Annotated in this window: 18 protein-coding genes and 1 pseudogene; 17 read left to right on the plus strand and 2 right to left on the minus strand. The window is 42.3% G+C overall.

Translation table 11 applies throughout. From position 1 onward, the window contains the following. Both AC1TO8_RS08955 and AC1TO8_RS08960 read right to left on the minus strand, forming a co-directional pair. A partial coding sequence (locus tag AC1TO8_RS08955) for a helix-turn-helix domain-containing protein (RefSeq protein ID WP_482055651.1) occupies window positions 1–99 on the minus strand: 99 nt, incomplete at its 3' end. 166 nt (window positions 100–265) lie between these two features. Continuing rightward, entirely contained in the window at window positions 266–1,825 is a 1,560-nt protein-coding gene (locus AC1TO8_RS08960; protein WP_482055280.1) for a bifunctional metallophosphatase/5'-nucleotidase, read from the minus strand. A gap of 206 nt (window positions 1,826–2,031) precedes the next feature. On the opposite strand from AC1TO8_RS08960, the gene AC1TO8_RS08965 reads away from it, so the two are divergent. The 17 genes and pseudogenes from AC1TO8_RS08965 to AC1TO8_RS09045 all read left to right on the plus strand — a co-directional run bounded on the left by AC1TO8_RS08965 (window position 2,032) and on the right by AC1TO8_RS09045 (window position 22,890). Further along, window positions 2,032–3,132 carry a phosphate/phosphite/phosphonate ABC transporter substrate-binding protein gene (locus AC1TO8_RS08965; protein WP_482055281.1) on the plus strand — a complete coding sequence of 367 codons (1,101 nt, stop codon included), beginning with the start codon at window positions 2,032–2,034 and terminating at the stop codon, window positions 3,130–3,132. A 79-nt stretch (window positions 3,133–3,211) separates the two neighbouring features. Then, window positions 3,212–3,997: a phosphonate ABC transporter ATP-binding protein gene (gene phnC / locus AC1TO8_RS08970; RefSeq protein ID WP_482055282.1), complete on the plus strand. Its 786-nt coding sequence runs from the start codon at window positions 3,212–3,214 to the stop codon at window positions 3,995–3,997. Further along, a complete protein-coding gene (gene phnE / locus AC1TO8_RS08975) occupies window positions 3,972–4,787 on the plus strand; it encodes a phosphonate ABC transporter, permease protein PhnE (protein WP_482055283.1) in 816 nt (271 codons plus the stop codon). The genes phnC and phnE (AC1TO8_RS08975) overlap by 26 nt, the downstream gene beginning before the upstream one ends. A gap of 11 nt (window positions 4,788–4,798) precedes the next feature. After that, window positions 4,799–5,605: a phosphonate ABC transporter, permease protein PhnE gene (gene phnE / locus AC1TO8_RS08980; RefSeq protein ID WP_482055652.1), complete on the plus strand. Its 807-nt coding sequence runs from the start codon at window positions 4,799–4,801 to the stop codon at window positions 5,603–5,605. Between the two features lie 289 nt (window positions 5,606–5,894). After that, on the plus strand, window positions 5,895–7,049 hold the full coding sequence (locus tag AC1TO8_RS08985; RefSeq protein ID WP_482055284.1) for a glycosyltransferase: 1,155 nt from the start codon (window positions 5,895–5,897) through the stop codon (window positions 7,047–7,049). Window positions 7,050–7,170: 121 nt separating this feature from the next. Next, window positions 7,171–7,992 (plus strand): collagen-like triple helix repeat-containing protein, encoded by an 822-nt coding sequence (locus AC1TO8_RS08990; protein WP_482055285.1) that lies wholly within the window; start codon window positions 7,171–7,173, stop codon window positions 7,990–7,992. Between the two features lie 250 nt (window positions 7,993–8,242). Next, window positions 8,243–8,524, plus strand: a pseudogene (locus tag AC1TO8_RS08995) (alpha-helical endospore appendage domain-containing protein); the annotation flags it as partial. Between the two features lie 138 nt (window positions 8,525–8,662). Continuing rightward, window positions 8,663–11,185: an exosporium glycoprotein BclB-related protein gene (locus tag AC1TO8_RS09000; RefSeq protein ID WP_482055286.1), complete on the plus strand. Its 2,523-nt coding sequence runs from the start codon at window positions 8,663–8,665 to the stop codon at window positions 11,183–11,185. Window positions 11,186–11,573: 388 nt separating this feature from the next. After that, window positions 11,574–12,971 carry an RNA-guided endonuclease InsQ/TnpB family protein gene (locus tag AC1TO8_RS09005; protein WP_482055653.1) on the plus strand — a complete coding sequence of 466 codons (1,398 nt, stop codon included), beginning with the start codon at window positions 11,574–11,576 and terminating at the stop codon, window positions 12,969–12,971. 160 nt (window positions 12,972–13,131) lie between these two features. Beyond that, on the plus strand, window positions 13,132–13,452 hold the full coding sequence (locus AC1TO8_RS09010) for a BclA C-terminal domain-containing protein (RefSeq protein ID WP_482055654.1): 321 nt from the start codon (window positions 13,132–13,134) through the stop codon (window positions 13,450–13,452). A 397-nt stretch (window positions 13,453–13,849) separates the two neighbouring features. Then, window positions 13,850–14,911: a tetratricopeptide repeat-containing glycosyltransferase family 2 protein gene (locus tag AC1TO8_RS09015; protein WP_482055287.1), complete on the plus strand. Its 1,062-nt coding sequence runs from the start codon at window positions 13,850–13,852 to the stop codon at window positions 14,909–14,911. Continuing rightward, a complete protein-coding gene (locus tag AC1TO8_RS09020; RefSeq protein WP_482055288.1) occupies window positions 14,908–16,161 on the plus strand; it encodes a glycosyltransferase family 2 protein in 1,254 nt (417 codons plus the stop codon). The genes AC1TO8_RS09015 and AC1TO8_RS09020 overlap by 4 nt, the downstream gene beginning before the upstream one ends. Window positions 16,162–16,395: 234 nt before the next feature. After that, window positions 16,396–17,718 carry a lipopolysaccharide biosynthesis protein RfbH gene (gene rfbH, locus AC1TO8_RS09025; protein ID WP_482055289.1) on the plus strand — a complete coding sequence of 441 codons (1,323 nt, stop codon included), beginning with the start codon at window positions 16,396–16,398 and terminating at the stop codon, window positions 17,716–17,718. Further along, window positions 17,715–18,494, plus strand: a complete 780-nt coding sequence (rfbF, locus tag AC1TO8_RS09030) for a glucose-1-phosphate cytidylyltransferase (RefSeq protein WP_482055290.1) — start codon at window positions 17,715–17,717, stop codon at window positions 18,492–18,494. The genes rfbH and rfbF overlap by 4 nt, the downstream gene beginning before the upstream one ends. A gap of 13 nt (window positions 18,495–18,507) precedes the next feature. Then, complete coding sequence (gene rfbG, locus AC1TO8_RS09035; protein WP_482055291.1) at window positions 18,508–19,593, plus strand: CDP-glucose 4,6-dehydratase; 1,086 nt, start codon at window positions 18,508–18,510, stop codon at window positions 19,591–19,593. A 4-nt stretch (window positions 19,594–19,597) separates the two neighbouring features. Beyond that, window positions 19,598–21,382: a thiamine pyrophosphate-binding protein gene (locus AC1TO8_RS09040; RefSeq protein ID WP_482055292.1), complete on the plus strand. Its 1,785-nt coding sequence runs from the start codon at window positions 19,598–19,600 to the stop codon at window positions 21,380–21,382. Window positions 21,383–21,423: 41 nt separating this feature from the next. Then, window positions 21,424–22,890, plus strand: coding sequence for a glycosyltransferase (locus AC1TO8_RS09045; protein ID WP_482055293.1), 1,467 nt, complete (start codon window positions 21,424–21,426; stop codon window positions 22,888–22,890). Window positions 22,891–22,953 lie beyond the last annotated feature (63 nt).

The following is a 22,953-nucleotide window of genomic DNA, read 5'->3' on the forward strand; positions in this document are numbered from 1 at the left end:
GTTGAAGACGAACCTTGAACAACCGATGGTCTTATGTATGAGTTCTGCTTGTTTTCTGTTTGGATAGATACGAAATTTGTATGCTTTATGTACTAACATGAGTCATACCTCCATCATATAGAGAACGTTTGTTCTATTATATCATGCGAAGGAAGTATTTGGCTATCGCCAACCGAAATTCATCTCCCACCTACTCATTGAGCTTCGCCCTTCACATTCATTGAGGTGGAAGTCTTCTTTCGGAAAATGATAAAGGGAAGGCTTCTTATGAGTCCCATATGATTTTCCAATTGGGAACGCATGTAGCTTGAACTACAGGGAATTCAGTAAAGTAATTGGCAATTATTTCAGTCATATCTGTCTGAATGTCTTTTATGACGGGACAATCTGCGAAGTACGGGAAGTTTCCAGCACCAGTGGCACGATAATTATTCATGACAACGTCGTAGTTGGCGTTAAGATCTATAGGTTTCCCTTGATAATCGATGCTAATGATACGATGGCCAATAGGCTGTCGTACATCTATTATATATTGAATCCCTTCCCACATATCATAGTTATACGTCTGTGCTTTTGGTTGTAGGAACGTGGGATTAACCGCTAATTGACCATCTTGAATGGTGAAATAGGATGCACATTGTTCTAGGGCAGCGTGAATATGCTGTCCTGTAACTTGCAGTACTTTTAACGTGTTGGGATAAATATAATTCGTGACGATATCACGCATGGTTACTTGGTCATTAAAACCGCCAGGTTGATCATGAAATAAAGATGTACAGGATATTGGTGCGTTCGCCACATGCATTTGAACATGTTGTAAAAATTCTATGTAAGGATGCTTATTTACTCGTACATCAAAAGCATTGTTATATCGCAGGTCCCCGGTAATATAGCCAATCGGTTCATCTAACCATTGTTCGGTAAGAAGATGCATTTCCCTCGCTTCACGTACCACTCGTTCATCAGGCGGAGTCTGATCATCTACATAATATAATTTAGGCTCGTGCTTAATTACTTGTTTTGTACCGTTGAACATCTCCACATCGATGGTAATACCAGCCACACAAACAGCTTTCGTTCCCGGTTGTACAATGGATTTGCCGAATGCTTGGGTACAGATTTCCCGATGTTGATGTCCAGTAATCATAATATCAAAGTCTAGCTCCTTACACATTTGATAGCCTTCATTTTCCCCAGTATCTGGCTCAAGTAAGCTACCTGAAGTTAGATCATGAGAAAATCCCCCGTGATAACAGAGTACAGTAATATCAACTTGCTCCTTTTCTTTCATGATACCCAACCACTTTTTAGCACTTTCAAAAGCATTTTCAAATCTCAGTCCTTCAATATGACTTGGATTCTCCCATGTGCTTACAAAGTGAGTAGTAACGCCAATGATGCCGATTACAATACCTGACACTTCCTGAATAAGATATGGATTCATCCAAGTTGATCCGTCTTGGGTATAGATATTGGCTGACAACCACGGAAAGTGTGAAGCTTTGACCGTTTTCTCTAGTACAGGTAACCCATAATTAAACTCGTGATTACCAAACACGGCTAAATCATAGTGTAGTGCATTCGCAGCATTGATGACGGGGTTAGATTGTTCAGGATGAAATCTTTGATGGTAATAAGTTAATGGACTTCCTTGAATGAGATCTCCATTATCAATCAATACAGTCGGATGTTGTTGTCGTAACTGTTCAATAAGGCTCGCTGCTTTGGCAAGTCCAACGGGTTCTGTTATACCGCGGTAAGTAGTAGGCATAAGATAACCATGGACATCACTCGTTACAAGTATTTGGATTTTTGAATTAGACATAAGCTACACCTCTGATTTAATTAATATGTGTAATTATAAGGTCATAACTGTATATGTTGTCAATTAGAATCAATTTCATAATTATGCAAATTGGTTCTTAACAAGTTGATTATTTTAATTTACAAATCATTTACAGTCTAATGGTATTGTCTTTACATTTAGCAAGTATATTTATTGAGTATGTTATTCATAGGAGGGGAATAGAGATGAGAAAATTAGGATTGTTAAGTGTAGCGTTGATGCTGTTATTCGTATTAGCGGCTTGTGGTAATGAGGGAACGGCCAATTCATCAAATAATACACCTAGTGCAAATAATACTACCAAAGCAGAAAATGCTACAGTTCCAGAAGAAGAAGTAAAGTCTAACAAAGAAATTAAGAAGCTTTCGGTAGGTTTCGTACCATCACGCGACCCTGCGGAAATCGTTACAGCGACGGAGCCTTTAAAGGAATTGCTAACGAAAGAACTTGCAGGACTTGGTTATGATGTAGGCGAAGTTGAAATTACGGTAGGTACAAGCTATGAAGCTGTTGGAGAAGGATTATCTGCGGGTACAGTTGATGTTGGATTGATACCAGGCGGCACTTATGTTCTTTACGATGATGGTGCAGAAGTTATTCTAACGGCAACTCGCGATGGTTTAAGTAATGATTCTGATAACCCTACAGATTGGAATAAGAATGAACCTACAGCACCTACTACCACTCAAGCAACTTCTTATCGTGCAATCCTTGTAGCTGGCCCTTCGGATAAGGGAAAAGCACTAGCGGCAAAAGTAAACAATGGGGAAGCATTGACATTTGAAGATTTGAATAATGTTTCTTGGAACGTTATGTCATCCTCATCTCCAGCGGGGTATATTTACCCGGCACTATGGTTGAAAGAAAATTTCAGCAAAACAATCACTGATCTATCTCAAGTCGTGCAAGCTGATTCTTATGCAAGTGCATTCGCTCGTCTTGCTGCTGGTCAAACTGATGTGCTTGTCACTTATGCAGATGCACGACGAGATTATGAAGAAAAATGGAAAACAGAATTTACGCGTACGGCTTCTATTTGGGAAGAAACAGATCTAATCGGTGTAATGCCAGCTATCTATAACGATACAGTAAGTGTAAGTAAAAACTCTGAAATCATGGATGAGAGTTTAAAGACTGCATTAGAGCAAGCTTTTATCAATATTGGTAATTCTGCTGAAGGTAAAGAAGTAATCGCTATTTATAGCCATGGTGGTTACCAAGTAGCAACAGATGCGGATTATGACAATGAGCGTAAAGCGCAAGAGCTAGTACAACAATTAAAATAGTTACTAATATAACAATTTAATTTTACTGAGAATGAGAACATGATTTATGTTCTCATTTTTCACTGATTGGAGTATGTCTATGATTGAATTTAAGCAGGTACACAAACAATATCCGAATGGATTAGTAGCATTAAAAGATATTAATTTATCAATAGACCAAGGTGAATATGTCGCCATTATTGGGTTATCTGGTGCAGGTAAGTCAACGTTACTGCGTTGTATTAATCGAATGCATGATATTTCGGAAGGCATATTGACGGTTGAGGGGATAGAAATTAGTAAACTTAAAGGAAGAGGTATCCGTCTGCTACGTCGGAAGATCGGAATGATCTTTCAATCCTTTAACTTAGTGACAAGAATTTCAGTTATTAAAAATGTCTTGGTAGCGTTCGTACCTGAGATGCCATTTTGGCGTAAAACACTTGGAATATTTACAGAAGATGAAAAGAGAAGAGCACTGATGTCGCTAGATAAAGTCGGCATTTTGGATAAAGCGTACGTACGTGTAGATCAATTATCTGGAGGGCAACAGCAACGCGTTGCTTTGGCAAGAACACTAGCACAGAACCCGGGGATTATTCTAGCAGATGAACCAGTAGCTTCATTAGATCCGGTTACTGCTAATCAAGTGATGGAAGATTTCAGACGTATTAACCAAGAGATGAATATGACCGTGATTATTAATATTCACCATGTCGAACTAGCACTGGCTTATGCTACACGTGTCATTGGAATACGAGCTGGTGAAGTTGTATATGACGGTCCTTCACAAGAGGTGGATGATCAAGTACTGCAACTTATATACAATGGTCAAGTAGATGAAGGAGGCAGCGGTAGCCATGCTAACGAAGCTGTTTCCATCTAAAACAATAGAATTGCCTAATGGAAAAGTCGTCATCCAAAAACGATCGATGACTCCGATCATATTATTAGTTTTTATAGTGCTGACCTATCTTTCTGTTCAGATTACTGATTTTGACTTGCAAAGATTATTTAAACGAATCAATCAGTTTTTTGTCATTATTCATGAAATGATCCCGCCAACATGGGCTTATATGCCGAAGCTATGGGAACCACTAATTGCTACTATAAAGATGTCTTTATTTGGTTCTGCACTTGGGGCTATTTGTGCATTACCGATCGCAATGTTAGCAGCCAGTAATATTAATCGTAGTCGTTGGATTCCTTCAGTTACAAAATTCCTTTTGAGTATACTGCGAACTTTGCCGACTTTAGTAGTAGCACTGATCGCTACATTTATTTTTGGATTAGGAACAATGGCAGGAACAGTTGCAATATTCTTGTTTACTATTTCTTATATAGGTAAATTGCTGTACGAGCAGATCGAAAATGCAAATATGGGTGCTTATGAGGCGATGAATGCGATGGGTCTGACAACGATTCAATCGTTCCGGTATGCTATACTTCCACAGGTGCTACCTAACTATCTATCGACATCATTGTTCTGTTTCGAGGGGAATGTTCGGTATGCCTCTATATTAGGATACGTTGGTGCAGGTGGAATTGGTTTATTGTTAGCTGAGAGTCTTGGCTGGAGAAACTATGCCAACGTGGGGATGATTTTGTTGATGCTCGTATGTACTGTTTTCGTGATTGAAACGATTAGTGAATATTTTCGAAAGAAATTGATGTAGGTGAAGAAATGATGAATGCTATAGATAAACAGTTACAACAAGCCACAAACCGCCATCTGCCTAATTTTCTAATCACTGTGATTGTCCTCATTATTTTTGTGTGGTCAACATCAGCAGTGCAATTGGATAACGTAACAGCAAATGGATTGTCGATTGCGAAAAACATTTTATTAGGGCTAGTTCAACCAGATACGGAATTCTTGTTTAATTTGACTACAGGTGGGGTCTTATATTTATTGCTTGAAACTATGGCCATCGCCTTTTTAGGAACCATTGTTGGGGCGGTGCTAGCTATTCCACTTGCTTTTCTCTCTGCATCTAATATTGTGCCGAAGCCAGTAGCCTTTGTGATCCGCTTCTTATTAATTGTCATCCGCACAATTCCACCTATCGTGTATGGATTAATGTTCATTCGCGTCACCGGGCAAGGTCCTTTTACAGGTGTGCTTACCATATCTCTTACCAGCGTCGGTATGTTATCAAAGCTATATGTTGATGTTATTGAAGATTTAGATACATCTGTGCTTGAATCTATGGAATCCATTGGTTGCACGACTATCGAGAAGATTCGCTATGGTATTCTCCCTCAGTTGTCAGCAATGTTCATGTCCATCGTTATTTATCGCTTTGATATGAATCTGCGTGATGCTGCTATTCTCGGATTAGTTGGAGGCGGTGGGATAGGTGCCCCACTTATTTTTGCGATGAATGCTTATCGCTGGTCGGAAGTAGGATCTATTCTAATTGGCCTTATCGCACTTATTTTAATAGTGGAAGTTGTATCGAATAAAGTTCGCAGTAAATTAGTAAAAGGTTAATAGGAACCGTTCCATGGGTTTATCGTTATTTGATTGATGGTCTATATCCAGCCTCAGTTTCCTTCTGAATGGCAATTCACACAGAGAGACTTCTCATGAGTTCATTGAACTTGTGAGAAGTCTCTTTGTGTTGCTTGGTAATAACCACGTGCTCTACGAGCAAATATCATAAGTAACAGAAAACTGCCCTAGACATATATTTAGTATTACATGAGTCTCTAATTTCTAACTCATTTTGTGTTGCTGATTCTCAATGTTGAACTATGAATAAAAGGGAGGATTTACAATCGTGGATAATAATTCGGAGGAACTTAAGAAGTTGACACTCTGTATGATCGTACGAAATGAAGAGGAAAGACTTGCGCAATGCTTGAAGAGTGTTAGGGCTGTAGTCGATGAGATTATTATTGTCGATACAGGTTCAGAGGATCGGACGAAAGAAATTGCCCTGAGTTTCAATGCTTCAGTCTATTCTTACGAGTGGAATGATGACTTCGCGGCTGCACGTAATTATGGTCTAGAGAAGAGCACAGGAGATTGGGTGCTCTGGCTTGATGCTGATGAAGAAGTGGAGGGAGAAAGTGTTGAATTATTACGAAATGTGTTAAAAGAAGATAAGTATTGGTTGGGTAGTGTACAAATCATCAACTATTATGGTCCTCTTCCAGCTAGCTATAATCAGTCGCACTTGCTAGCACAGTATCGGCTCTTCCGTAATAATTCTAATCTCCGCTTTCGTAATGCCGTTCATGAGCAATTAGATATATCCAAATTAGGTTTAACTAAACAATCAGTTATTACACTTCCTGTCAATATTCATCATTATGGTTATATGGACCATGAGGTAGAGATTAAAGGGAAGTTTGAGCGGAATTTACGTCTATTGGAGAAAGAGAAGCAACAGAAGGATTATGATCCTTGGATCGATTATCATATCGGTAGCGAACTTTATCGTTCAGGAGAACTTGTTCAGGCCTTCGAGTCTGTGAACACGTCTATTCGACGCTTTTTAGAAAAAAAGTCCATGCCACCTTCCCTATTGTATAAATTAAAATACTCTATCCTGCTTGCACTCGGTAGTTATGAAGGAGCCAAAGATGGAATAAATTTTGCAATTCAACTGTATCCCGACTATGTGGATTTGCACTTCTACAGAGGGATTATCTATATGCAATCTAAGGAGTACGCGAAAGCGTTGGTATCCTTTAATCACTGTTTGGAACTGAAGGAGGTAAATACGGCACATTTAATTATGGTTGGTGTAGGTAGCTTCTATGCTCATTATTATATTGGAGTCTGTCACCAAAATCTGAAGAACTATGAAGAAGCTAAGGATGCCTATTTGAAAGTCCTTGAATTGTTACCAGATCATAGAGATGCACATGAAGCCCTTAAGTTAATAGAAGGATCTTCTGCAACAACTTTCGGAGCCATTGGAGAGTAGAAACAGGTAGGATAGTCCAATCCCTTTCATAGTGAATTCATATACTGGATGTAGATATTGAACTAATATTGTTCGTATATCATACGTGATGAATGAAAAAAGGGAAGGAGTGTATTGTAAAATGTCGCAAGCTAATATCCCTAATATTACACCTGAAATTACAGTAACACGTGATGATGCAATAAATCTAATATTAGCTTCTATTGCAATGCAGGAGCTAGGTCTTAGCCATATTCTTAACGCAGAAGCAGAAAAAATTCAGTATGCATTGGGAACGTTGTCTGGCGGAGGTGTTACGCCTGCACCAACATTTGAGGAAATTATAACATTGAATTGTAATGTGAAGGAAATGCTAGAAGAGGTTACGAAGACAGAATTTATTCTCCAAAACAAGCTGGATTCACTCAAAAAGTTTGTTTCTCCGGGTAGGGGAGCAACAGGACCAGTGGGTCCAACAGGACCAGTCGGTCCTACTGGACCGGGTGCAGGTGCGACAGGTGCGACAGGCGCAACGGGTCTCGCTGGACCACGAGGACCTGAAGGTCCTGAAGGTCCTGAAGGTCCTGAAGGTCCTGAAGGTCCTGAAGGTCCTGAAGGCCCACATGGTGTAGGTCGAGCGGGCCCTCCGGGCCATTCGGGCCATCGGGGCCATCGGGGTCCACCAGGACCCCGAGGGCGTACGGTGTATGTCAGAGCTAAAAGGCGTAGAAAAGGAGTAACTTGCAAAAATGAGGCGCTAGTCCATGCCGTTATTTGCAATCGACAATCTAGATGCAATGTCCCGAAGATCACCAAAATTCTCCGTAAAAAGGGTATTCGCATATCGAAGAAAACAGTAGCACGTATTATTAAAATACTTGCAGCAAAAAAATGTAAGGTACCAAAAAAAAGAAAAGCACCGAATAGATGCAAAAGAAAAGTAATTTGCAAGCTGAAATGCTAAATCGATATAGTGCAGAACATTAAGATTCTTCTAACACTATAAAAAATAATTAACTGTTGGCATTAATAATGATAATCTAGCAGGTTCCGCAGTATGGGAACCTGCTTATTCCTGTTGGGCACAGTATTGTATAAGCGGCTCATATAGGCTGTGTCATTAGCATTTCCATTTATATAAATAGGTGTATCGATCAGTCCCATTACTTCTGTAATACATACATTATGTTATTAAACTAAAGGAGGAGGGTTCATTGTCACAAGCTAATATTCCGAATATCACTCCATCCATATCATTAACCAGAGACGATGCAATCAACTTAATATTGACTTCTATTGCGATGGAGGAATTAGGGCTCGCTCATATTATTAATGCAGAAGGAGAGAAAATTCAATATATACTTGGTTCTCTACCAGGCGTCTCTTCACCAGCCGCAACACTAAGTGATGTATTGAACATGAACAACAGTGTTAGAGAAACACTTCGCGAAATAGGAAAAAAGGAATGGATTCTTACGGATAAATTAGATCTTATATTACGAGCAATTCAAGAGTGAATAACTAAAGTAGTCTAGTATCCAAGAAGACACCTTCCCCATTATGAAAAAAAGCACAAACAACAGAATGATCGATTTCATATGATAGAGCATTCCACAAGTAAAGGAGTTGTAAATATGTCACAAGCTAATATTCCGAATATTACTCCCAGCATTTCAGTAACACGTGAAGAGGCAATAACGTTGCTACTATCATCAATAGCGATGGAGGAATTAGGACTGAGTCACATTATTAATGCAGAGGGGGAGAAGCTACAATACGTTCTGGGGACATTACCTGGTATTACTGGCCCTGGAGCAACGATAGCAGATCTTTTAAGTGTAAATGAAAGTGTACGTGATACACTAAGAGAAACGATTAAAAAGGAATGGATCTTAACGAATAAGTTAGAAGCCGTTCTGTCTGCTCCTACATTGTTGGGACCAACAGGACCTACAGGATCTACAGGTCCATTTGGAGGACCGACAGGACCAACAGGACCTACGGGTTCAACAGGACCAACAGGACCAACAGGTCCAACTGGAGAATTTGATCCACAAGAGCCTTTGTTCTTTGTTGAAGGTCCGCTGGGTGATGTGGCAACGGTATTAGTGGGTGAAACATTATCCTTTGTATCTACGACGTTAGATATTGAGGTTACTCAAGGTTCTGCAATCGTCGCTATTAATATACCAACAGTTCCAACAGGAGCAACTGGAGCAACAGGTGCAAGAGGAGCAACGGGAGCAGATGGAGCAACAGGAGCAGATGGGGCAACAGGTGCAGACGGAGCAACAGGTGCAACCGGAGTAGACGGGGCAACAGGTGCAACCGGAGTAGACGGGGCAACAGGTGCAACCGGAGCAGACGGAGCAACAGGTGCAACCGGAGCAGACGGAGCAACAGGTGCAACCGGAGTAGACGGAGCCACAGGTGCAACCGGAGCAGACGGAGCAACAGGAGCAACCGGAGTAGACGGAGCAACAGGTGCAACCGGAGCAGACGGAGCCACAGGTGCAACCGGAGTAGACGGAGCAACAGGTGCAACCGGAGCAGACGGAGCCACAGGTGCAACCGGAGCAGACGGAGCAACAGGTGCAACCGGAGCAGACGGAGCAACAGGTGCAACCGGAGCAGACGGAGCAACAGGTGCAACCGGAGCAGACGGAGCCACAGGTGCAACCGGAGCAGACGGAGCCACAGGTGCAACCGGAGCAGACGGAGCAACAGGAGCAACCGGAGTAGACGGAGCCACAGGTGCAACCGGAGCAGACGGAGCCACAGGTGCAACCGGAGCAGACGGAGCCACAGGTGCAACCGGAGCAGACGGAGCAACAGGTGCAACCGGAGCAGACGGAGCCACAGGTGCAACCGGAGTAGACGGAGCAACAGGAGCAACCGGAGTAGACGGAGCCACAGGTGCAACCGGAGTAGACGGAGCAACAGGTGCAACCGGAGCAGACGGAGCCACAGGTGCAACCGGAGTAGACGGAGCAACTGGAGCAACCGGAGTAGACGGAGCCACAGGTGCAACCGGAGTAGACGGAGCAACAGGTGCGACCGGAGTAGACGGAGCCACAGGTGCAACCGGAGTAGACGGAGCAACAGGTGCGACCGGAGTAGACGGAGCAACAGGTGCAACCGGAGTAGACGGAGCAACAGGTGCGACCGGAGTAGACGGAGCAACAGGTGCAACCGGAGTAGACGGAGCAACAGGTGCAACCGGAGTAGACGGAGCAACAGGTGCGACCGGAGTAGACGGAGGAACAGGTGCAACCGGAGTAGACGGAGCAACCGGAGCGACCGGAGTAGACGGAGCAACAGGTGCAACCGGAGTAGACGGAGCAACAGGTGCAACCGGAGTAGACGGAGCAACAGGTGCAACTGGTGATACAGGAGCAACTGGAGTAACAGGAGCAACTGGAGCAACTGGAGTAACTGGAGTAACTGGTGAAACAGGAGCAACAGGAGTAACGGGAGTAACGGGTGTAACAGGAGTAACAGGAGCAACTGGAGTAACAGGAGTAACTGGTGATACAGGAGCAACAGGAGTAACTGGAGCGACAGGGGCGACTGGTGATACAGGAGCAACAGGAGTAACAGGAGTAACAGGAGTAACTGGAGTTACTGGTGTCACAGGATCCAGCGCAATTATTCCATTCGCTTCCGGTATCCCTGTAATATTAACATCTATTGTAGGGGGGCTTGCTGGTACACCTAGTCTTATTGGGTTCGGAAGCTCTGCACCAAGTCTTAGTGTATTGGGCGCGACAATTGATCTTACTGGAGCTGCGGGTACGCTTCTGAACTTTGCATTCTCTTTACCACGTGCTGGAACGATTACTTCTATTGCTGCGTATTTCAGTGTAACAGCTGCACTTGCTCTGGTGGGTTCAACCGTATCCATTAATGCACAGTTGTACAGTTCTACGACACCTGATAACACTTTCTCTCCAATTGCAGGTACTCTCGTAACGTTAGCACCTGCTCTTACCGGAGTTATCGCGCTTGGAGCCGTCTCGAACGGTATCGTAACTGGGTTGGCAATACCGGTAACAGCGGAGACACGGTTATTGTTAGTATTCACAACGACAGCTGCCGGACTATCCTTAGTAAATACTGTCGCAGGATATGCAAGTGCGGGTATCGCAATAAGTTAAGTAAGGGAAATGACTAAAGTTCATTATCAAGTATGAAACGTTTTTAATTTGCTGAAGACATGATTTAAATTTAAAAGGCGATATTTCGTTCGAAATTGAACGGAATATCACCTTTTTTTTTACTTTGATTCTTCATGAGTGTAATGATTCGCTTGAGATTAACAGGAAATATTGCTATGACACCTTGTTTATCTCTTTAAAATCATCTCTATCAATTTTCGCCGAGAGGACTCCCACTTCTATAAGTGGCGAGGTGAATCGGCGACCTCCTGAATAATCCCACAAGATATTCTTCCTTTACTAAATCTTAAAAGGTATAATAAGAATAGAACGTATATTCGTATTATATAAGTTGGAAGGGGGTGAAGCTTTGTCAGATTCAAAGCCAATGTACAGAACCTATCAAGTGTGGATTAAGCCAGGTCATCGCTTGTTTTCGTACCTCGATCAAGCATGTCAGGATGCCAAGAACCTGTATAACACGACCAATTTTTACATCCGACAGATCGTTACCGCTTTTGGGAAGAATGAGCAGCTTCAGCCGTTGCAACAGCAAGTTCTGGACACGCTGGCATCACATATTGACGTCATGAACGAACGACGAAGTGAAAAGAATCGTTCCCATCCGTTCAAGCTACCGTCGCAAGAAATTCCCTTTGTTCATTACAACTTCTTGGACGCTTTGTTCAAGGTGATGAATCAAATCGATTATCGGGCGCTCCCGACGCAGTGCAGTCAGGGAATCATGAAGGTGGTGTTCCAAAACTGGAAGGCCTTTTTTGCTAGCATCAAGGATTACCGTCAGCATCCTGAGAAGTACAATGGCAAGCCTAATATTCCGGGGTACGCCCGGAATAGGGTGAAGGAAGTCATGTTCTCCACTCAAGATTGTGTAATCAAAGAACGTAAGTTTCTTAAGTTTCCAAAGACCAAGCTGCAACTGAACATCGGTAAGCTGGGTTGTACCAACGGACAACTGATGCAAGTGCGTGTCGTCCCAAGCCATGGACAATACGTGGTCGAAATGATCTTCGCTTATCTGATCGAAAAGAAGGGAGTGGCACAAGAACACGTGTTGGCCATTGATCTTGGCGTCAACAATCTTACAACCATTGTCACGACGACCGGAGCGAAACCGCTCATCGTGAAGGGTAAGATCGTTAAATCGATCAATCAGTATTACAACAAGATGAAAGCGCACTATACTGGCATTCTTCGTCAGGGCAAGGAACCACGCGAAGGAGCGTATACGTCCAGACGATTAGAACGGCTTCATCTGAAACGCCACCGTAGGATCAAAGACTTGTTCCACAAGGTAAGTCATCAGATTATTAAGTTGGCAGTGGAGCACAACATTGGTACGATTGTCATTGGCCATAACGATGGATGGAAGCAAGCCCCAGGAATAGGACGGCGAAACAATCAGTCCTTCAGTCATATTCCCCATCAGATGCTCATCAAGATGATCGAGTATAAGGCAATAGAACATGAAATAGTCGTTATCCTGACGGAAGAGGCGTATACCTCGAAAGCCAGCTTCTTTGATCAAGACCCGTTGCCGAGTTATGGAGAAGAGGGTAGATGGGTATTCTCAGGCAAGCGGATATATCGCGGTCTGTATAAGAACTCGAAAGGCTTGATTCATGCCGATGTCAACGGCGCAGCCAACATTATGCGAAAAGTATTCCCAAACGTATCCGCCAAAGGAGCGAATGGGATAGAGGGGTTGGATGGTAACCAGACCATCAACGTGTCAACTCCCCTGGTGTTAAACATCCTGAAATAAGTTGGATGATACATCAGAAACCCCCACTTCAACCGAAGCGACAGCGTTGGTAAGTGGTGGGAGTATTCATTCTGAAATACCTCTTGTTATTTATGTTCTAGCGATTTGCTGATTACAGAATAGGTTTACTTTTCGCTCATTCTTTATTAGACTTAGCTCTATTTCTGGAGAAACTAATACTTCTGGCGCAATAATTGCAGTTATCCATGGTGATACTAATGTTCCGCTTCCAGATGATCATATTTCAAACGGAATAACAGTTAATGGAGCGAGTACAATCATTACAATCCCAACTGCCGGAACGTATATGATATCTTATCAAATCAACCTGACGGCAGCTTTAGCTGTAAACTCACAGCTTCTAATTAATGGTACAGCATTGACGCCTTCGATTGTCAATCGACTCCTAAACTTATCAAAATTTAATAATACCGTTATAACGGTTCTTAAAAATATTAAAAAAACGTATGTTCTGTCATAAGAACATACGTCTTTTTTCTGCCACGAGAATAGGATGAATCTTATGGTTTAGTTAAAGACTCGAACCTCAAAGATAGATGCATGTAAACTGTCAGATGGTCCATTGTTCTGAAAAAGGGCTCACTCTTCTCTCTATGGCTGTATAAACTGTAGTATGCATTGCTTCTTTCGCTTAGTTGTTCAGATTTACCTGGTGAGCAATCGTTACGTACGGTTCAATGTGATGAACAATTAGGTTAGCTGGATTAAGAAGAGAAGAGTATGAGGGAATGCTGCAACTTTTATCCGATGATTCCAAGGTGATTAAGGCTTCTATATGGTTCCAAACACAAGTCAGCTTGTTAAGGAAGGACAGCAAGGAGGAGAAGCAGATAGCAATGGTGACTATAAGCTTATGTATGATCGTACGAGATGAAGAAGCTACAATTGAGCGATGTTTAAAATCTGTGGTAGGGATTGTGGATGAGATCAATATTATCGACACGGGATCTGTTGATCGAACTAAAGAAATCGTAGGGAAGTATACGGATCGTATTTTCGATTATGAATGGATTGACAACTTCGGTGATGCTCGTAACTATTCATTCTCGAAAGCAACGAAGGATTTTGTATTATGGTTGGATGCTGATGATGTCATTGAAGAAGTCGACCGCAAGAGGTTCAGTAAGCTTAAGAAAAAGTTAACTAATCAATATGATCGTGTGACGATGCCATACTTACTTTCTTTTGATACGAATGGGAAGCCGTCCTCGAGCTTGCGTCGTAATCGTCTTGTACGTAGAGCATGCGGATTCCAATGGATTGGTCCGGTACATGAATACTTGAGTGTTTTCGGCCCATCTCTAGATAGTGATGTGTGCATTACGCATCGGAAGGAGAAGACCTATACAGATCGAAATTTACGGATCTATCAGCAAAGATTGAATGCTGGGGAAGAGTTCTCGACGCGTGATCTTTATTATTATGCGAACGAGTTAAAAGACCACCAAATGTACGACAAGGCAGTCATATTTTACGATAAAATGCTTCGAACAAAAGAGGGCTGGATCGAAGATAATATTCAAGCATGTCTGAAAATGGCATATTGTTATAATATGTTGGGCAATACAGATGAACAATTTATATCCCTAGCTAGAGTGCTGTGTTATGAGAAACCACGTGCGGAGGTTTCCTGTGAATTCGGCAATTATTTCTTTGCAGAGAAGCAATACGATACAGCAATTTACTGGTATGTGCAGGCAACTGAGGTTGAGAATGTTGCTAGGTTGGGTATAACCAATAGTTCTTCTTCTACTTGGTATCCTCATCTTCAATTATGTTTATGTTACGACCGTTTGAAGCAATATGAGAAAGCATATCAACATAATGAGAAGGCTGCCGCATTTCATCCTACTCATCCTAGTATGATTTATAATCGCAAATACTTTAGAGATACTCATAAGATAGGAGATCCGTCATGACACACAAGACTAGCATCATTATTCTGACTCACAATCAATTACCCATTACTCAAATGTGTTTGTCTAGCATTCGATATTATACAGATGAGCCTTATGAACTGATTGTTGTAGATAACGGATCAACAGATGATACTGTCGACTATTTAAAGAGCCAAGCAGATGTGAAATCTATATTCAATAATATTAATCTTGGATTTGCCAAAGGCTGTAATCAGGGAATAGAAGTAGCGACTGGAGATACCATACTCTTCTTAAATAATGATACAATCGTAACTCCGAACTGGCTGACGGCTATGTTGAGGGTGTTATATGGGGATGACGATATCGGGGCTGTCGGACCTGTTACGAATTATGCGAGTGGACAACAGAAAATTGCCGTTGGATATGATGAGTTAACAGGATTGAATGCTTTTGCCCATGAACATGTAACACGTCATGCGGGATATTCATTTGATGTTCGCAGGATTATCGGTTTTTGCATGTTGTTTAAACGTACAATAATTGAAGAGGTTGGTGGGTTCGACGAACGTTATGGGCTGGGAAACTACGAGGATGATGATATGTGCCTGAGGGTGTTGAATCGGGGGTATCGATTAAGAGTTGTTTACGACTCATATATTCATCATTTTGGACATATGACAACAAAAATATTACAGAATGCGAATCTTGGTGGTTTGCTTGTGATCAATCGGGAAAAGGCAAGGGAAAAGTGGGGTCAGGACATTCACTCGCTGATTTATAAAGATCCGGTAGCGATCACGCTTATCCTTCCCATAGATGAGCATACCGTTGACCATGTAGAAGTCATACTTTCTCAAATTCAGCAGATGGCTGAAGAAATCATTGTGTTGGATAGGGGGGCAGAAGCTAGTGTATTAGCAAAAGTACTGGAGTTAACGAGTAAGGTTGTTAAATCGGGAACGGATACGCCTGAAGTATGGTGGTCTCGCATTGTTGCAGAATCAACGAAGAAGTTTCTATTCTGGATGAAACCTGAGGAGTACATGTCAGCTGATGAACGGAGAAAATTATCAGGAATAAAACTATTTCTTCATGATCAGGTGGATGCTGTCTCGATCCAATTACAATTGGAGGGTGATGAAGCAACAGCAGAAGGTGAGTCATCGATTGTGCGGCGGAATCGGATTGTGCGGCGGGATGCAGCATTTCAATGGGATGATGTGAATGATGAATTTCTACTTGAATCGGAAGGACATGTAGAATCTAGTGACATACTTATTACCTATTAATTAATATAGAGTGCTTGAGGGAAATTAATTTAATTATCAACTGAAAGGCGAACCGGTATCCTATAGGTTCGCCTTTTCGGTTCGCAATGTTCTGCTAGCTTCAGACTAATCTAATAATGTCACCTATTTATTCCTACCTTAATCCCCATTTTCATACTAACGATGAACCCGATCATTATTCGTGGCATATAAATGAAAGTATGAAGAATGAATTGGCCTAGGAGGATTAAATACATGACAGAATCAGCACGAGATATTCGGGAACAAATATTGGAGTTAGCTGTTGAATATTATGCTACCAAGTGGCCAGAGAAAGCTTATCGGCGTGGAGTCGATTATATTCCGGTCAGTGGCAAAGTATTCGATAGTTCGGAAGTAGTGAATCTGCTTGATGCGTCACTTGATTTCACTTTAACGTCAGAACGTTACGGTCGCAAATTCGAGCGAGAATTCGCTAAATTCATGCAGTGTAAATATGCTCTACTAACGAATTCAGGGTCCAGCGCCAATTTACTCGCATTCTCTGCATTAACCTCTCCACAGCTTGGTGAACGTCGGCTGCTGCCAGGAGATGAAGTGATCACTGTAGCGGCAGGATTTCCAACAACTGTTAATCCGATTTTGCAGTGTGGCATGATCCCTGTATTCCTTGATGTAGAACTCCCTACTTATAATATCGATATTACATTATTGGAGGAGGCCATTGGAGAGAAAACAAAGGCGATCCTCATCGCACATACCCTCGGAAATCCATATCGAGTAGATGAAGTGAAACGACTAGCAGATAAGTATAATTTATGGCTAATTGAAGATTGTTGTGATGCTGTTGGAACGAAATATAAGGGGCAACAGGTTGGAACATTCGGTGATTTAGCCACTGTCAGCTTCTATCCTGCTCACCATATTACGATGGGTGAAGGAGGAGCCGTTCTAACAGCTTCGCCTAAACTTAAGAAAATCGTAGAATCGTTCCGGGATTGGGGTAGGGATTGCTGGTGTAATCCCGGGAAGGACAATACATGCGGGAAGCGGTTTGGTTGGCAACTAGGAGATCTCCCTTATGGATACGATCATAAATATACGTACAGTCATATTGGCTATAATCTCAAGATTACTGATATGCAAGCAGCTATTGGTGTGGCGCAGTTACAGAAATTACCTGATTTTATTGCCAAGAGAAGGTCCAATTTTGATTTCCTGAAGGAAGAGCTAAAGTCATTAGCCGATGTACTGATCTTACCGGAAGCCACTGCGGGCAGTGAACCTTCCTGGTTCGGATTTCCCATTACAGTGAGGGCTCAGGCACCTCTTTCACGAAATGAACTTGTTCAAGAACTAGAAAAATTACGGATTGGGACTCGCTTGTTATTTGCAGGTAATATTTTACGTCAGCCGGCATATAAGAACATCCCACATCGCATTGTTGGCACGTTGCATAATACCGACCAAATCATGAATGATACATTTTGGATAGGTTTATACCCAGGGCTAACGTTAGATATGCTTCAATACGTCGTTGATAGTATTTATCACCTGTTGAAGGGAAGGGTTCTATGAAAGTTGTTATTCTGGCAGGAGGTTATGGAACGAGAATCAGTGAAGAGACATATTTGAAGCCGAAGCCGATGATCGAGATTGGCGATAAACCACTGCTCTGGCATGTCATGAAAATCTATTCGTATTATGGATACCAGGATTTCATCATATGTCTCGGTTACAAGGGGAATGTCATTAAAGAATACTTTGCACATTATTATTTGTATGGCTCTGATGTAACGATTGATTTCGGACATTCCAATACGAACGAAGTCACTGTACACAATCGCTATCTGGATCCATGGAAGGTGACGTTAGTGGATACGGGACAAGATACGATGACGGGAGGGCGGATTAAACGCATACAGAAATATGTGGGCGATGAAGCTTTTATGCTGACATATGGAGACGGCTTATCGGATATTGATATTGGAGAACTTGTCAAATTCCATGATGCACATGGTAAACAGGCAACCGTTACAGCTACACAGCCGACAGGACGGTTTGGAGCATTAGAATTGACGGATGAGCAACAGGTGCTCGGATTCCAGGAGAAGCCACAGGGTGATGGAGGTTGGGTGAATGGAGGTTTCTTTATGCTCGAGCCAACGATCTTCGATCTAATCGATAAGGATAGCACGGTGTGGGAACGAGAACCGCTTGAGGCGCTCGCTAAATCTGGTGAGCTAATGGCCTTCAAACATCACGGATTCTGGCATCCGATGGATACTTTACGTGATAAAAATTATTTAGAAGATCTGTGGAAATCCGGTAAAGGATGCTGGAATAAGGGCTAAGGGGGTGAGTGCGTTGAGTCATTCTTTCTGGAATGGAAAAAGAGTGATGATTACGGGGCATACAGGATTTAAAGGAAGCTGGCTATGCTTATGGCTGCATACATTGGGGGCACAAATAACTGGTTATGGATTGAATCCGAGAAATTCCCCTAGTATGTTCGAGTTAGCAAGTATTCAAGATATTTGTCGTTCAGTTATTGCTGATATTCGAGATTATGACTCATTACTCCGCACGATCAATGAAGTGAAGCCAGAGATTATTATTCATATGGCTGCACAGCCGCTTGTTCGCTATTCTTATACCCATCCTGTTGAAACGTATGAGGTAAATACACTTGGAACGGTCTATCTCCTTGAAGCAGTACGCTCTGCTACAACAAGCGGAATAAACATCCAGGCAGTACTTAATGTGACTACAGATAAATGCTATGAGAATCAAGAGTGGGCATGGGGTTACCGCGAGAATGATCCATTAGGAGGATATGATCCTTATTCCAATAGTAAAGCCTGTTCAGAGCTGGTAACTTCTGCTTTTCGTAAAAGTTATTTTCACCCTAGCAACTACGATGTGCATGGTGTGAGCATTGCTACGGCTAGAGCGGGTAATGTCATTGGTGGTGGAGACTGGTCAGAGGACCGAATCGTTCCGGACTGTATCCGTGCTTTATTGTCTGGAAATAGATTACCCGTCCGCTATCCTGAGGCGATCCGACCCTGGCAGCATGTGCTTGAGCCATTGCAGGGCTACATGTTACTTATTCAGAGGATGGTGGAGCAAGGAGAGAAGTATGCTGATGCATGGAATTTTGGACCAAGCGAAGACAGTGTTCGGAATGTGAATTGGTTAGTCAAGACATTAGGAGCGTTATGGGGCGAACCTGATTTTTATGAAATCCAGAGTGGAATAACTCTCCATGAGACTTCTACACTTAGGCTGGATAGTACAAGAGCCAAGCAGGATATAGGATGGCAGCCTAAATGGGACGTGGATCAGGCGCTTACTGGAACAGTAGAATGGTATAAGGCTTATCAGAGACAAGAAGAGATGAGGAATGTAACCTTAGAACAGATCAAGGCTTATATGTTAAAGGATGCCTAGGGATATGAACGGAGGGTTTCAATTGAAATTGTCTGATTACGTCATTGATTTTATTAGTAAGCAAGGAGTGCATCATATCTTCGAGATGACTGGAGGAGCAATCGTTCATCTACTTGACTCGACGATCGAACAACAGGATATGTCATGTGTGTCTGTTCATCATGAGCAGGCAGCTGCATTTGCTGCGGAAGGCTATAGCCGGATTAACGGTAAGCTGGGAGTAGCGATGGGGACGAGTGGGCCAGGAGCGCTTAATTTGATTACAGGTATCGGCAGCTGTTATTTTGATTCGATTCCCTGTTTATTCGTTACAGGACAGGTTAATACGTATGAATATAAGTTTGATAAGCCAGTAAGGCAGATTGGATTCCAAGAAACAGATATTGTAAGTATCGTCACACCCATTACGAAGACGGCAGTGATGATTACGGATGCTGGTCAAATTCGATATCAATTGGAGAGAGCAGTATTCATCGCCCAACATGGTCGCCCTGGACCTGTCCTACTCGATATTCCAATGAACATTCAACGAGCTCAGATTGAACCCGATCTGCTGGAAAGCTTCTTCGATAGTGAGGAATATCGTAGATATACTAATTTTAATACAGCTTGTCAGATCGAGGAGATTGAAGAAGTCATTACTTTGTTAGAGAAGGCTGAACGACCGATTGTTCTTGTTGGTGGGGGAGTAAGGGCGGCTGATGCGGTCAAGGAACTTAGGGAATTCATTGAGTTAACTGATATTCCAGTCGTGAGTTCATTAATGGGCTTAGATGTTCTTCCAGCAAGGCATTCTTCGACTATGGGATTGATCGGGTCGTATGGTAATCGTTATAGCAATCTTGCCTTAGCGAACTGTGATGTATTGCTTGTATTAGGTTCTCGACTAGATACCCGGCAGACGGGGACAAGACCACAGACATTTGCCCGCGGAGCGAAGAAAATTCATGTGGATATAGAAGCCGTGGAGTTGAACGCAAAGGTACAGGTTGATCTGGGCATTCATGCGGATGTGAAGCAATTCCTATTTGATATTACCAAAGCTTTATTTGGAAGAAAGTTACCTAATTACGAACCATGGGCAGCGATAATTCGTGATCATAAGGTGAAATATCCAAGTGGTGATTCAATAGTTAATCACAATGTGATTGATCCCAACCAATTTATAGAATTATTGTCTTCACGGTGCGCTGAGGGGGATGTGATTGTACTGGATGTCGGTCAGCATCAGATGTGGGCCAGCCAATCATTTCAACTGCTCGAAGGTCAGCGTCTGCTGAATGCTGGAGGGATGGGCGCTATGGGATTCGCACTTCCCGCAGCTATCGGTGCCGCAATGGCAGCTCCGAATGCCAGAATCATTGTTATTGCTGGAGATGGGGGGATACAGCTTAATATTCAGGAATTGCATACCATTGAACAGAATCATCTTAATATTAAAGTGTTCGTGATGAATAACAGAAATCTTGGTATGGTTCGGCAATTTCAGGATATGTACTTCGACGGTCGCCAGCAATCTACCGTGGAAGGATACGGATGTCCTGATTTGGTCAAGGTAGCAGAAGCTTACGGTATTCCAGGAACTAGAATAGCCAATATGTCTGAAGCTACGAAGAAGATTGATCTAGCACTGCGCAGTAAAGGAAGTTATTTCGTAGAAGTAATGCTTGATATAAATACGAATGTGAATCCGAAGTTAGTCGTAAATAGACCTATTGAAGATATGTCGCCTTTACTTCCGAGGGAACAATTAAGAAAGGAAATGTTGATCGATATGCTTGATGAGTAAGGAGTAAGGAGTAAGGAGTAAGGAGAGGATGGAGGATAACGATGGGATGGATAGGCATGGAGACGGCAGCGCTCTTTAATCGATTTGGCTTGAATAGTCATGTTGAGGAAGGAGGCCAATCGGTTAATCCGGCTGGAATAGCGATCGGAAGCAATGTTTATATACGCTCACGATATTGGTTCAATGTGATTGATCCACATATCGGCGATATGCCGAAGATCATTATCGGTGATGGTTGTCAATGCAATCTAGGACTTATTCTATCAGCAGTAAATCGGATAGAGTTGGAGCCTAACGTACTTATCGGACCGAATGTCTATATTTCTGATACGGATCATCAATATCGAGAAGTGGGAATCCCGGTACTATCCCAAGGCATCACGACACGATCGGATCAAGTGATCATTGGCGAAGGAGCATGGATCGGCGCGAACGCGGTGATTGTAGGACATGTTAAAATTGGCAAAGGGAGTGTAGTCTCGGCGAATTCTGTAGTCGTCCGCGATGTACCTGATTATTGCGTCGTTGGAGGAGCGCCTGCGAAAGTTCTTAAGGTATATCAACCAGCAACGAATGAATGGGTAAGAACTAATAACCAACAAGAGGTAGAACAACTACTTAAGCAAAGAAAAGAAGAACCCCTGCTCTCCATCTGTATTCCTACGTATAACCGAGCTACGGATCTGGAGAAATGTCTGACGTCCATCTATTCACAGATCGGCCATTGCGATCTATTCGAAGTATGTATATCAGATAATGCATCTGATGATTCGACTCCATTAGTAGTTGAACGATTTCGTAAAAAGTATAACAATTTGAAATATCAACGAAATGAAACGAATATCGGAGCTGATCGTAACATTCAGCATGTACTTGGACAGGGCAGAGGGAAATTCCTAAAGCTTCAGGGTGATGATGATTTTTTTGTGGAGAATACACTAATTCCATTGTTACATGTGCTGTATAAATATCATGACTATGCGGTGTTCCATATTGATCTATTGAAAGGAGGTTACTGGGTCGATACGGGAGAAGGACTTGCGGAATATCTTAAGGCCTCATCTATATCCGGTACCTTTATTTCATCCATGATCTTACAGCGTGATGCTTGGCTCGCACTTGAGGATAAGTCGAAATATATAGATTCTTCGTTTAATCAGCTCTATTGGCAGTATGCAATACTCGCACAGCATCCGAAATTCTGCATTATTCATCGCTCGATGTTTACCTATGCTGGTAACGATCCGATTGGTTATAATTTTGGGCGGGTATTTATTGAGAGTTATCAAAGAATTCTACAGAGTTTCATCGATAACGGATTAACGGAAGCAGATATAAGAGAAAATAAGAAGAATGTATTCTACAGTTTTATTATTCCTTGGTATACACGTTTCGTTACGACTGATCAGAGTGATAGAATTGAGGGATTCGAACAGTATTTCACAGACTATTATAGCGAGGAAGAGTACTACGAGGAAGCGCTACAACAGTTGAGAGCCATTACTTAAATGATGATCCATCTCATTATTATAAGTGCGAGTTCAAAAAGTAAAATTTTCAGCACCAAGAAG

The organism is Paenibacillus sp. Y859 (genome assembly GCF_056786405.1).

What these genes read in the sequence shown, in the direction of transcription:
- AC1TO8_RS08960 (WP_482055280.1), bottom strand. Translation starts at nt 1,825, where the DNA reads ATGTCTAATTCAAAAATCCAAATACTTGTAACGAGTGATGTCCATGGT.
- AC1TO8_RS08965 (WP_482055281.1), top strand. Translation starts at nt 2,032, where the DNA reads ATGAGAAAATTAGGATTGTTAAGTGTAGCGTTGATGCTGTTATTCGTA.
- phnC (WP_482055282.1), top strand. Translation starts at nt 3,212, where the DNA reads ATGATTGAATTTAAGCAGGTACACAAACAATATCCGAATGGATTAGTA.
- phnE (WP_482055283.1), top strand. Translation starts at nt 3,972, where the DNA reads ATGCTAACGAAGCTGTTTCCATCTAAAACAATAGAATTGCCTAATGGA.
- phnE (WP_482055652.1), top strand. Translation starts at nt 4,799, where the DNA reads ATGAATGCTATAGATAAACAGTTACAACAAGCCACAAACCGCCATCTG.
- AC1TO8_RS08990 (WP_482055285.1), top strand. Translation starts at nt 7,171, where the DNA reads ATGTCGCAAGCTAATATCCCTAATATTACACCTGAAATTACAGTAACA.
- AC1TO8_RS09000 (WP_482055286.1), top strand. Translation starts at nt 8,663, where the DNA reads ATGTCACAAGCTAATATTCCGAATATTACTCCCAGCATTTCAGTAACA.
- AC1TO8_RS09005 (WP_482055653.1), top strand. Translation starts at nt 11,574, where the DNA reads ATGTACAGAACCTATCAAGTGTGGATTAAGCCAGGTCATCGCTTGTTT.
- AC1TO8_RS09015 (WP_482055287.1), top strand. Translation starts at nt 13,850, where the DNA reads ATGATCGTACGAGATGAAGAAGCTACAATTGAGCGATGTTTAAAATCT.
- AC1TO8_RS09020 (WP_482055288.1), top strand. Translation starts at nt 14,908, where the DNA reads ATGACACACAAGACTAGCATCATTATTCTGACTCACAATCAATTACCC.
- rfbH (WP_482055289.1), top strand. Translation starts at nt 16,396, where the DNA reads ATGACAGAATCAGCACGAGATATTCGGGAACAAATATTGGAGTTAGCT.
- rfbF (WP_482055290.1), top strand. Translation starts at nt 17,715, where the DNA reads ATGAAAGTTGTTATTCTGGCAGGAGGTTATGGAACGAGAATCAGTGAA.
- AC1TO8_RS09040 (WP_482055292.1), top strand. Translation starts at nt 19,598, where the DNA reads ATGAACGGAGGGTTTCAATTGAAATTGTCTGATTACGTCATTGATTTT.
- AC1TO8_RS09045 (WP_482055293.1), top strand. Translation starts at nt 21,424, where the DNA reads ATGGGATGGATAGGCATGGAGACGGCAGCGCTCTTTAATCGATTTGGC.